Here is a 12,106-nt window from a genome sequence, read left to right as displayed (position 1 = left end):
GCCATAGGGCTTGGCGATGCGAATCTGTTCGGCCAGCTGTTGCGGGCTCAGCCAGCGGTAATCGGCTTCGGTGAGCCCTTGGGCGTAAAGTTTGTCGAGGTAACGGCGCAGGCTGCCTTCCTGCTCGGGGTAGCGCGCGGCGCAGTACAGGGCGCCACCCTTGCGGTAGTCGCAGTCGATGCCTTCACGGGCCAGCACCTGCGCCACTTCGTCCGGAATACCGTGCAGCAGGTCATACGAGGCGCGGCGCTGCTCAGGGTCCAGACCCGCCAGCAATCGGTCTTCGCCGAGCACATTACCCATCAGCCAGCCGCCATTGCGGCCGGACGCGCCAAAACCGGCGGTCTGCGCCTCGATGATCGCAATCTTCAGTTCCGGCGCCTGGCGTTTCAGGTAATAGGCCGTCCACAAGCCGGTGTAACCGGCGCCGATGATGGCCACGTTGACGTCCAGGTCGTGTTCCAGCGACGGCCGCGCGCGCAGCGGGTCGTCCAGTTGGTCCATCCATAAACTGATAGTGCGCCATGCCGGCATGCCAAACTCCCCTACCTCATTTCGATAGGGTCGATCCTAGAGTGCAGTGTCAGCGGCTGTCTTGCGCGCGTGCACGCAGGGAAATTTGTTTGACGTAGGCTTTGGGCGACTGGCCCGTGTGTTGGCGAAACGCGCTGTAGAACGCCGACAGGGAGTTGAACCCCGCCGCAAAGGCCAGATCATCGATTTTGATTGGCGGCAGCGCCTTGTCCAACGTGGCCAATAGATGCTGGAGCCGCGCCTGGTTGACGTAGCGATAAAAGCTTTGCCCCAGCACCTGGTTCAGCAGGTAAGAAATCTGATTGCGGCTGTAGCCACATTCCTTCGCCACCCGTTGCAGGTCGAGCTCCGGGTCCAGGTAAGGCTGCTTAAGGTGGAAGTACTGCTGCAGGTCATTGGCCATGTGCCCCAATTGCTGGGGCGACAGGCCCAGGCGGCTGACGGTAGGCCGGGCAGCCTGGCTCGGCTGCTCATGCACCAGCGACGCGTATTCATTGACGCGCCAGATCAGCCCATCGCGCACGGTGATGGCCTCGCTGGTACGAAATGACACCAGCCCCTGGCCACCCCGCAACGTGATGCGGTACTGGATGAACGCGGTATCGCCATCGGCGCGAATGCGGTCGGTGTGCTCAATCGCCTCATCGGCGCCCCGCGGCATGCTGGCTTGCAGGTAGTCACGCAGCTCGGCATAGCCGACTACGCGGTTCTGGAAGAAGTCGTGGTACTGAATGTCGGGGTGGTAGTAGGCCATCACGCCATCCAGATCGCGATGGCGCCAGCACAAGTGATGACGCAAGACCAACTCGCCGGTGGCTTGGGTGTTTTGGCAGTCGTCGGCTGGGGCGATGTCGGGCATGTAAGGCTCTGCGACGGATAAACGCCTGAGATTGCCGAATTTTAACGGCCGCTTCAATGGTCAACTGGAACTTCTGACTAATGGCCTTTTGCCTAATTTTTAGCAGGACATGACCTGCATCAAACAATTGGAAAAGAACTGCCGAACGGAGCGAAAAAACTCACCTTGGCTTTGCGAACGAATGCTATTTTGAAGTTCTTCGATGCCACGACCAGTGAAGGTCTGGCCCCCTGCCGCGAGCTAAAGGAAGCGCTCAATGAACAAGGTGGGCAACATGAACAAAGTGACGTTCCCCAACGCCTGCCAGCTGATGCGCTGGCATTTTCATCCCATGGGCTTCGAGGGCAGCATGGACGCCCCTGGCAGCATGGTCGCGCGCCTGTTCGACCGTGCCAGCGGCGAAACGCTGATCGCCATCGCCGGCATTCCTTGCGCCACGGTGATGAACGCCGCCGATGTTGAGCGGATCATCGAAGCCGTGGAAGACGAACTGGAGTGTTTTGTGCCGCCACTGTCGTTGCGGGCCTGACGCCCAACTGATCAGGCGGCAATTTTCCAATGTGGGGGCTGGCAAGCCAGCGCCCACACAAGCCTGCCTTCACCCTTCAATCGTATTCAGTGCCTAACGGCGCTGATCGTCAAAAAACGCTTTTTTCCCGTCGACGCGCTCCGACGCCCTGGGCACATTGACGCCCTGGCCTTCCGGTTTTTCCACATACCAATAGCAATGGCTCACGGCCCGGGTAATACCGACATAGGCCAGGCGCAGTACTTCGTCTTTTTGCGCCGTGTCATACGGCTCGCTGTCACCGTTATTGCCCAGGCCCGCCATGCGGTAAACCTGGTTCTTGTAGGGTGAACTGGTCAGGTGCTGGCAGTCGCCCAGCAGGAAAACCGCGTCCGCTTGCAGGCCCTTGGCACTGTGATAGGTCAGTTGCTTCAACCGGCGAGACGCTGGCGGCAAGATGGAATCAACATTAACTGCAGACTGAATATGCTCTTGAATCAGTAACTTATCGCTACTTTTTCGATAGAGCATTAACACTGATTCGCCCTTCTGATAATGCTCCAGCAGCGCGCGGCCCAGTGCAGCATCGTCCCGTTCCCGCACAGCGACAGGCACCAAATCCTTGGGCGCGCCACTGGCCTTGGCCTTTTTGCCGGGGATCGCCGGGGCGGCACGCACAATATGTTCGGCCGCATCGATGATGTGCTGGTGGCTACGGTAGTTCTCACCCAGCATCACGCGGGTGGTGCTCGGCGATACGAACTCTTTGTTGAATTCCATGAAGTACTTGGGCGAGCTGCCGCGCCAACCATAAATGGACTGCCAGTCATCGCCCACACACAACAAAGACGAGCGTTGCGCGCCACGGCCCACATGCATCGCCGGGCCACGGCTGCGGATTTCGCGCAAGCTGGCACGCACCCACGAGACGATTTGCGGCGACACGTCCTGGAACTCGTCGATCATCAGGTGCGACATCGGCCGCAACAAAGGGTCACTGAGCAATTTGAGGTTTTCCGGGGTGTTCTCGCCGAACAGCGAAAACATGCGGTTGTAGGTCATGATCGGCGGCGACTGATCCAGCAGGTGGTCTTCCAGCGCCTTCCAGAAAATACTCAAGGCTTCGAAGAAGAACCGGTCCGGGTCGTCTTTGGCGAAGCTCATCTGGCCTACGGCGGTCGGCACGTCCAGCCCGAGGTTCTCGATAAACCCGGCGGCTGTGACAAAACTGTCCAGCAAAGGCGCCGAAGCCAGCTCGCCTTTGACCTTGTAATCAAACCCTGGGCCGGCCGCTGCATCGCCCGCCAGGCTGCTTAATAGGCGTTTTGACGACTCGTAACTGTCTATCCATATCAATGGTTTACGACAGAAAGCTTGAAACAGGGTGCGCTTGACCGCCCACTCCGCACGCACCGACAGCTTTGAATGTGGACGGCTGATCTGGGCGTTTTCCCGCGCATCGAAGCCCAGCACCACACAGGCATCCAACTCAGGGATGTAACCGTGGCAGTGGAACTGCGCACCATTGATTTCGAAGGCCTGACGGCTGGGCTCAATGCCCTTGATCGGCCATGCGCCGGCACGAAACCACAAGTCCTCAATCACATCGCACAGTTCTTCATCACGCTTGGCGGCCAGTTCGGTAACTGCCATGCGCTTTTGTACATCCGGGTGGTCGCGCTCCAGCTCCTTGAGCTGCAGCCCATGGCGGGCCAAGGGCGCGATCAATTCGCGAAAGCGCTCATGCCGGCCGTGCAGACGGTGGTAACAGGCATTCATCTGCTGGCGCTGGGCATCACTGATGCGCAGGTCAAACGGGTTGCTGTCAGCGTCTTCGAAACCACTGCTGAGGTTTTCAAAGGCTTGCAGCCGCTCGAAACCCGGCAGGCTGCGCACCATCGGCAGAATGCGCGAGTGAAAGGTGCGCACCACGGCTTGGGCTTCTTTGCTGCCAAGGGGTTGGCCCCACAGGCTGAGAATGTCCATGAGCTTGTTGATGAAGTCCTTGCGCGACTCACGGGTGAAGGTCACCACGGTCATCGAGCTGAGTTCGAAGCCCAGGTAGTGGGTCAGCAGCAGGATTCGCAACACCAGCGAGGTCGATTTACCAGCACCGGCGCCGGCAATCACCGACGTCGAGGGCGTGTCGCTGAAGATCATCTTCCATTGCGCGGCGCTCGGCTGTGCATGGGCGGGCAGCAAGCGCGCCACGTCGGCCTTCATGCGCTTCTTCACGTCGGCGGTCAGCGGCAGGCGCCAATCGTCGAACAGGCTGTCGTCCACGCCCGGCGCACGGTGCTCGTCGGGGCGAAAGTCGCGGATCAGCAGCACCTGCCGCCCTTCCTCAATGCCGTCAGCCTTGCCTTCACGGTAGCCGTACTCCACGCCCGCCTCGTGCCCGCTACAAAACCCATCAGCTTGCCCATGCAACCAGGAAAACCGGTGTTGCGCGCGCAAACGTGTCAAGCCGTGACCAAATAATCGCGCGGCCAGGCGTTTGAACGGGGGCATTTCCGCCAGAGGGCGCAGTTCGGGGGGCAATTCAGGGGTGTGTTGCGGCACGCGGACTCCAGCGATGAGGTGGGATTTGGCGAATGCACCATGGTCGCCGGAATTGGCGCTGAGTTCCAGCCAATTACTGCCGGGTCATACACTTAGGCGATGAAGTGAAAGTCAAAACGCCACTTATCCATCGAATTACTGGATAGTAATCCGGCAGTTTTTACGCTTTTTATCGATCATGCACTGCTGGATCATGAGCGCCATCCACAGGAGGCAATCATGCTTGAACTTCGACCTTTCAATACCTTGGGCGGCGCCCACCATGGCTGGCTTGACGCCCATCACCACTTTTCATTCGCCGAATACCATGACCCCAAGCGCCTGCACTGGGGCAACCTGCGGGTGTGGAACGACGACATCATTGCGCCCGGCACCGGTTTCCCGCAGCACCCGCACCGCGACATGGAAATCATCACCTACGTGCGCGAAGGCGCGATCAGCCACGCCGACAACCTCGGTAACAAGGGCCGCACCGAAGCTGGCGATGTGCAAGTGATGAGCGCAGGCACCGGGATTGCCCACAGTGAATACAACCTGGAAGCCACGCCGACCAAAATTTTCCAGATCTGGATTATTCCCAATGAAGCCGGCCTGCCGCCTTCCTGGGGCGCAAAGCCGTTTCCACAAGGCGATCGCGAGGGGTTTGTGACACTGGCCAGCGGCAAGGCCGGTGACAGCGAAAGCCTGCGCATTCGGGCGGATGCACGCTTGGTGGCAGCCAACCTGAAAGCCGGCGAAAGCGCCGAGTATCGGCTCGACAGCGGGCGTCGGGCGTACCTGGTACCGGCGACGGGCGTGATTGAGGTCAATGGTTTGCGTGCGCACGCCAGAGATGGCGTGGCGGTCGAGGATGAGCAGGTGCTGCGGGTGACGGCGGTCGAGGACAGCGAGATCGTATTGGTCGACCTCGCCTGACCTTGACCCTTACGCCAAACAAACGGTGGGAGCTGGCTAGCCAGCTCCCACCGTTTTTACAGCGCTGCGGCAGTTACTCGGAGATTGCGCCGTCTACCAGCACCTGCGCCTCTTGCACCAACTGCTTGAGGTGGTCTTCACCGATAAAGCTCTCGGCGTAGATCTTGTAGATGTCCTCGGTGCCCGATGGACGTGCGGCGAACCAGCCGTTTTCGGTCATCACTTTCAAGCCGCCAATCGCCTGGTTGTTGCCCGGCGCATGGCTGAGGATCTGCTGGATGCTTTCCCCGGCCAGTTGCGTGTTCGTGACCTGCTCCGGCGACAGCTTGCCCAGCAAGGCTTTCTGCGCTGGGGTGGCCTTGGCGTCGACGCGAATCGCGAACGGCTCGCCCAGGGCGTCGGTCAGGCCACGGTAGATCTGGCTTGGGTCCTGGCCTTTGCGTGAGGTCATTTCAGCCGCCAGCAAGGCCGGGATCAGGCCGTCCTTGTCGGTGCTCCAAACACTGCCGTCCTTGCGCAGGAACGAAGCACCGGCGCTTTCTTCGCCGCCAAAACCCAGCGAACCTTCGAACAGGCCGTCGGCAAACCATTTGAAGCCGACCGGCACCTCGAACAGACGACGACCGATACGCGCCGCAACGCGGTCGATCAGGCCGCTGCTGACCACGGTCTTGCCCACGGCCGCATCGGCGCGCCAGTCAGGACGGTTCTGGAACAGGTAGTCGATGGACACCGCCAGGTAGTTGTTCGGTGCGAGCAGGCCACCGGACGGGGTGACGATGCCGTGACGGTCGTGGTCCGGGTCGCAGGCGAAAGCCACGTCGTAACGGTCCTTGAGGCCGATCAAACCTTGCATGGCGTAGCTGGAGGACGGGTCCATGCGAATCTGGCCGTCCCAGTCGACGCTCATGAAACGGAACGTGGAATCGACTTCGGTGTTCACCACGTCGAGGTTCAGGCGGTAATGCTCGGCAATTGCCGACCAGTAGCGCACCCCTGCTCCGCCCAGCGGGTCGACGCCCAGGCGCAGATCGGCGCTGCGGATGATGTCCATGTCGATGACATTGACCAGGTCAGCCACATAGCTGTTGAGGTAGTCATGACGGTGGGTGGTGTCGGCCTTGAGGGCCTGGGCGTGGGTGATGCGCTTGACCCCGGCCAATTTGTTGGCCAGCAGTTCGTTGGCCTTGGCTTCGATCCACTTGGTGACGTGGGTGTCGGCCGGGCCACCGTTTGGCGGGTTGTACTTGTAGCCGCCGCTTTGTGGCGGGTTGTGGGACGGCGTGATCACGATGCCGTCCGCCAAGCCAGTGGTGCGGCCACGGTTGTAGCAAATGATGGCGTGGGAAATCGCCGGCGTCGGCGTGTATTCATCGCCCTCGGCCAGCATCACGTGAACGCCGTTGGCCGCCAGCACTTCCAGGGCGCTGGCGCCGGCTGGGGTCGACAGTGCGTGGGTGTCCAGGCCGACGAACAGCGGGCCGTTGATACCTTGGGCCTCACGGTACAGGCAAATGGCCTGGCTGATGGCAAGCACGTGCCATTCGTTGAAGCTCAGCTCGAACGAGCTGCCACGGTGCCCGGACGTGCCAAAGGCCACGCGCTGGGTGGAGATCGCTGCATCAGGCTGGCCGGTGTAATAGGCCGTGACCAGTCGCGGGATATCCACCAGCAACTGAGCTGGCGCCGGCTTGCCCGCAAAAGGACTGATTGTCATGCATAAACCTCGAAAAGAAGGATTTGGAAAAAACGACAGTTTACTGAGAGTTGGACTGCTGCGCGACGGTATCGATCCCACATGCAAAAGAGAAATTTCCTACACTCAGGCGATCTGCGCCTGACGCAGCGCCTCGCCCAGGGCCGTCAGCGCCATCTCCAGGTCGGGTTGCCCCTGAAAGGTATGACTCAAACGCAAATACTGGTGATGCAAGCCGCCAACACTAAACAACTCACCCGGCGCGACCACCACGTGGCGCGTGAGCAGGTACTGGAACACTTGGCGCATGTCCACCGCCTGGGTAGACCCCAGCCAGAACGTGGCGCCACCTGCCGGCATGCGGTACGTCACCTGGTTTCCCAAGTGTTGATCGAGGCGCTGGCTCATTTCCAGCGCCTGTTCACGCAGCAGTTGGCGCAGGCTGCGCAAGTGCTGGTCAATTCGCCCGCTGTGGTACAGGCGCGCAATTGCGCGCTGGCGAATGGCCGACAACCGGAACGAGCGCAACAGGAACTGACGCTGCAACTCACTGCTCAAGTGCCGTGAAAGCACATACCCATAAGGCGCTTCGGGGCCGAGCACTTTCTCGAAAGAGGAAAACACGATCACCCGGTCCGGGTTCACCAGGTCGCGCAATGCTGTCTGCGGTGGCTTGAAACTCAACTCGCCATAGGTGTCGTTTTCCAGCAGCCAACAGGCATGCTGGTCCAGCAGGTGCGCGACCTGCAGGCGGTCACGCAGCGTCATGGCAACCCCCGAGGGCTGGCTCACCGCGGATGAGAGCAACACCAGATGGACCGGTTCCTCGCGCAGCAGCCTTTCGAGCGCCGACAGGTCCAGGCTCGCGTCCTGTGCCCAGGGCAACTCAATGAGGCGAATGCCGGCGTCTTGCATCAGCCGCAGGATCAGCCAGTCGCAGGGAGACTCGACAATCACCGACGTACCCTTGAGGCCCAGCACATCAATCAGAATGTCCAGCACACCCCGCAAGTCGGCGCCGATATACACGTCGTCGGCATGCCAGCAGCGGGTCGGCGACGAGGTGTAGCGCGCCGCCAGCGCCGCCCGCAGCTCCCAGACGCCGCAAGGCTGGGACCACGGCTGCAACTGGCGCGGGTACTGGCGCACCAGCTCCCGTTCCAATCGCAGCAGCGTGGTGTCCAGAGACGCCAGCAAGGCGGGCTCATCGCCACTGAGTACCGCCATGCCGGGGCGTCGGGCGGCCACGTACAGGCGTTCGAGCAAATCCCCGCCCGGCCAGACCGAGGGGCTGCCCGCCAACGGCCACGCGTAATAGCCCGACTTCGCCACTGAATACACCCGGCCCTCCTTTTCCAGGAGTGAATACGCGTACTGGATCGTCGATATCGACACGTTCAAACGCTGGGATAACTGGCGCAAGGATGGCAGCTTTACCCGGGTCTCAGCGCTCACCTCATTGATCAGGTTGATCATGTAGCGATACACCGCCTGATAGGCGAAATCTGCCTGCCGCTCACCACGCAGCGTCATCGCCCGGACAGCTGGAAGGCCATTTCAATCGTCGCCACGGACCTTTCCTGACGGCGACTGCAGGCGGCCACCGCCGGGCTGTAGGCAACCGGACGCTTGCGATACAAGTGTTGAAGCAAGGGCAGCGGCAACCCGCTGGTGTCGCTCACCCACTGTTGCAGCATTTCAGCGGCAGGCTTGCCTTGCAGGACTTTGTGCAGTTCAGGCAGGGCCACCAACATGCCCGGGTGACATTGACGCAAATAGCCTTCCAAGCGTTCGCCGTGATGGATGAAGGGCGAAAACAGCAGGCAGATCAGTTGCCCTTCGTCCAGGCCGAAGAACTGTTGGGCGTAATTGGCCGACGAAACACGCCCTTCGCGACTGATCGCGTCCGCCAGCAACGTCTCAGGCGCGTGGTGGTGGCGAAGGTATGCGTGCGCCTGCATGAAGAGTTCTTCGACGCCCGCTTCGTAGTCCAACGCCCGCAGGCACTCGGCCTGCAACCCTCGCAGGTGCGCAGTCAGCAGCGGCATGGCATAGGCCGGGTGGCTCAAATGGAAGCCCAGCGGGTCCGCCGCATAGGCCATGAACTCGTTCAGCAACGGTGCACGGTTGTCGGCGCCCCCCTCCAGCAAGTCGGCGATGCCGATGTAAGCCAAGTGACGGTGCCCACCCAGGCTGGCGTCCGCCTTTGGCACGTAGTGCTCGCCGTAGAGGTCGCGGTGAACTTCGTCGCTCCATTGGCACATACGCGCATACACACCATTGAGCGATGAAGGCTTGCCCTTTGGCGTCTGCGCTCCGGTCGCCTGGGCGGTCTTTTTCAGCCAGGCGAGGAGCTGCCCCTGTTTACGCACCGAATCGCCACTCACCACCGCATGCACCCCACCGTCCCAGGCGGTGACACGCTGGAAGAAATCACCCATGGCCAGGTAGGTGTCGTTACACAGCGTTGCGCGAATATCCCCCGACGTCAGGTGACCCACCATCAACATGGTCCGCTGGCTGGTTGCGCGCCCTGAGGCAGACGCCGGGCGCTGGTGGTTGAACGGCAGCACCTCGTCATTTTCCACCATCAGCAACTCCACCCGGGGGTCATCGTGGAAGAACAGCCGCCCATAACCGCGGTGGAGCGTATCGAGCGTCGCCTGAGTCATGCCGGCATGGCGCAGCGTGGCGACCCGCAACTGGAACGTCCTGGGCGCTCGCCCGGCAATGGTCAACTGCGCGGCGCGCAGCAGTGCCAGGGTGTAGCTGCTGACCTCGCCGCCGCCGTGGGCCACCAGCACCTTGTAATCCCCCACCTGTTCCATGCCGCCAGCGGCCACGACAATACGCTGGATCAATAACTGAAGTGCCGTGCGTTCGGCGCGATTGAAGTGCCCAACCAAGCGTTGGAGAACTTGTTGGTAAACATAATTCATCGCCTGTTCGTGAATAGCGCTCATAGTTCGACTACCTGAGTTGTAATATCAGTTTCAAGCAACTGCTGACAGTATTTGCTCATTATATTGCGTCGGTAAGCGAATCGCTGCGGCACCGTGTCCCGATCATCAAACACTAGCACCTTGCAACAACCCGACACCGGCTGCTTACTTGACCAGCACCAAGGCAGCCCGGTACGCGGAAGGCTCTGCGCCGGGAGACAAGGCCATTGATGGCGACAAGCCTAGGAACATTCCGACAACTTCCTACACCGCTTTATTTCAGAATTAAAAGAACCATCCGACAAATAAAATCCACCACACTTTGATATTCGTTGGGCGGCCGAATAAAACTCGCCTTGAAAGTACCCCGCGCTTCGTGCGCAGACAGACGCGGTGATAGAAGTTGTCGAAACAACCCGTGGCAGCAAAAGAGAATCAATCATTACTCAATCCTTGAGATGAAAGTGAAGTCACAATTATCAGGACTGAAAAGATGATTAACAGACACAGAACTTGGTCGAAAACCAGTTCAGATAAACACCGGTCAACGCGCGAATGGCGCGCACACAAAGACGCCGCACTGGGTTTCAGGGCGGCGCCAAGGGGAAAGGTAGCTTTTACAGGCCAGAAATATGACCGGACGCATCAGGCAACGCGTGGGTTAAGCCCTGTCAAATGGCGCATTTGCCTCATGCGCCAGGGCTTTGGAATGCTCGTTTACGAATACTCCTACACGTCAAACAGCTTCAACCTGCAACGCAACACGCTCGCGGCACGGGCATTCGTCCATATAACGGTGCGCTTCCACGAACTGATTGAACGGAAACACCGTGGTTTTCAGCGGCACCAGCACACGGTCGGCCGTCAACTGGTTGATGTCACGCAGGGCACGTTGCAAGGCGACCTGGTCCTGGATGATGCCCAGTTCGGGCTTGCCGGTGAAGTTGCCGATGCAGTGCACAAAGAACTGAATATTCTTCTGGAACGCCGCACAGGCCGGGAATGGCGTCTGGTTACCGCCTTGCAGGCCGTAGAGCACCAGGCTGCCACGCGGCGCCAGTACGTCACCGAGCAACGACATCTGCGGGCCACCCAAGCCATCAAACACCACGTCAACGCCGCGGTTATCGGTGATCTTGTTGATTTGCATCAACAGGTCCTGCTCTTCGGTGACGATGACCTTTTCCGCCCCAAGGGACAGCAGGTACTCGCGTTCGGCACTGTCTTTGGTGGCGGCAATCACCCGCACACCCAGGGCTTTGCCCAGTTGCACGAACGAGGGGCCGGCACAGTGGCTTGCGTCGGTGACCAACGCGAATTGACCGGGTTTGACCCGCGCCAGGTCCACGTAGGCAAAGTAGGCAATCAACAGCGGCGTGTAGTGCACGCTGGCTTCAATCGGGCTCAAGACATCCGGATAACGGGTCAGGGCCGAACGGGGCAGGACGATCTGTTCGCCATACACCGGGTAATCATTGGGGCTCTCGGCCGGAAAACTGGCCACTTTATCGCCCACTGCCAAGTCATCCACGCCGTCGCCGAGGGCTACAACCACCCCGGCCATCTCATGGCCAAGGCCGGACGGCAAGCGTGCGTGGGACGACGCCAGGTTCTGGCGCCAGAGAATGTCATACCAGCTGATGCCAATCGCATCGACACGCACCTGCACTTCGCCCGGTGCAGGCTGCGCGGCTGCATGCTCTTCGCACTTGAGCACCTCGGCCGGACCAAACTTGTGAAAACGGATCGTGCGGGACATCGCAAACCTCGTCAAAGTAACCTCTAATGCCATGAACTCTATCTGGGCTTTCCAGGTAAGACCACCGGTCGCCGTTAATAGTCGACATGCCTGTCATTGATTCCGCAACTGAGGAATAGACCCCGAGTATCGTAGGAAAACTCAAGTATCTTGTGCAGAGTACCAGCCTTTCCCCGTAAGATTCATGCCGGTCATGCTTCTAAATGGAATCTTAAGAGGTTCTCCCATGGCCGCTCTCGTCAAGTTCGCTGACTCTTCCAGGACACAAGATGAACCGTAACGACCTGCGTCGTGTCGACCTTAACCTCTTGATCGTATTCGAAACCTTGAT

At 60.0% G+C, this 12,106-nt stretch carries 9 protein-coding genes; 2 read left to right on the top strand and 7 right to left on the bottom strand.

Features of this window, described 5'->3' with window-relative positions:
* Positions 1–534: NAD(P)/FAD-dependent oxidoreductase (locus tag WBB95_RS19600; RefSeq protein WP_424489081.1), on the bottom strand; the 534-nt coding region annotated here is incomplete at its 3' end.
* Positions 535–583: 49 nt separating this feature from the next.
* On the bottom strand, positions 584–1,393 hold the full coding sequence (locus tag WBB95_RS19595) for a helix-turn-helix domain-containing protein (RefSeq protein WP_424489080.1): 810 nt from the start codon (positions 1,391–1,393) through the stop codon (positions 584–586).
* 256 nt (positions 1,394–1,649) lie between these two features.
* On the opposite strand from WBB95_RS19595, the gene WBB95_RS19590 reads away from it, so the two are divergent.
* Positions 1,650–1,922, top strand: a complete 273-nt coding sequence (locus WBB95_RS19590; RefSeq protein WP_026013572.1) for a DUF1652 domain-containing protein — start codon at positions 1,650–1,652, stop codon at positions 1,920–1,922.
* A gap of 93 nt (positions 1,923–2,015) precedes the next feature.
* Here WBB95_RS19590 and WBB95_RS19585 read toward each other — a convergent pair whose 3' ends face one another.
* Positions 2,016–4,463: a UvrD-helicase domain-containing protein gene (locus tag WBB95_RS19585; RefSeq protein ID WP_424489079.1), complete on the bottom strand. Its 2,448-nt coding sequence runs from the start codon at positions 4,461–4,463 to the stop codon at positions 2,016–2,018.
* A 219-nt stretch (positions 4,464–4,682) separates the two neighbouring features.
* Here WBB95_RS19585 and WBB95_RS19580 point away from each other — a divergent pair, with 219 nt between their 5' ends.
* Entirely contained in the window at positions 4,683–5,378 is a 696-nt protein-coding gene (locus WBB95_RS19580) for a pirin family protein (RefSeq protein ID WP_424489078.1), read from the top strand.
* Between the two features lie 73 nt (positions 5,379–5,451).
* Here the strand turns inward: WBB95_RS19580 and pgm are convergent, their stop codons facing one another.
* From pgm to WBB95_RS19560, 4 genes are all read right to left on the bottom strand, one after another.
* Positions 5,452–7,095: a phosphoglucomutase (alpha-D-glucose-1,6-bisphosphate-dependent) gene (pgm, locus tag WBB95_RS19575; RefSeq protein WP_424489077.1), complete on the bottom strand. Its 1,644-nt coding sequence runs from the start codon at positions 7,093–7,095 to the stop codon at positions 5,452–5,454.
* A 105-nt stretch (positions 7,096–7,200) separates the two neighbouring features.
* The gene (locus tag WBB95_RS19570; RefSeq protein ID WP_424489076.1) at positions 7,201–8,607 is read right to left on the bottom strand and encodes a PLP-dependent aminotransferase family protein; all 1,407 of its coding nucleotides are present in this window, start codon (positions 8,605–8,607) and stop codon (positions 7,201–7,203) included.
* A complete protein-coding gene (locus tag WBB95_RS19565) occupies positions 8,604–10,037 on the bottom strand; it encodes a hypothetical protein (protein ID WP_424489075.1) in 1,434 nt (477 codons plus the stop codon). Before WBB95_RS19565 ends, WBB95_RS19570 begins: the two co-directional genes overlap by 4 nt.
* A gap of 715 nt (positions 10,038–10,752) precedes the next feature.
* Complete coding sequence (locus tag WBB95_RS19560) at positions 10,753–11,775, bottom strand: zinc-dependent alcohol dehydrogenase family protein (protein ID WP_424489074.1); 1,023 nt, start codon at positions 11,773–11,775, stop codon at positions 10,753–10,755.
* Between the last annotated feature and the right edge of the window lie 331 nt (positions 11,776–12,106).

Origin of the sequence: Pseudomonas sp., from assembly GCF_049645325.1 — a bacterium.
Lineage (GTDB): Bacteria > Pseudomonadota > Gammaproteobacteria > Pseudomonadales > Pseudomonadaceae > Aquipseudomonas.
The sequence above is the reverse complement of the archived record's forward strand: the minus strand, read 5'-3'. Positions and strand labels throughout refer to the sequence as shown.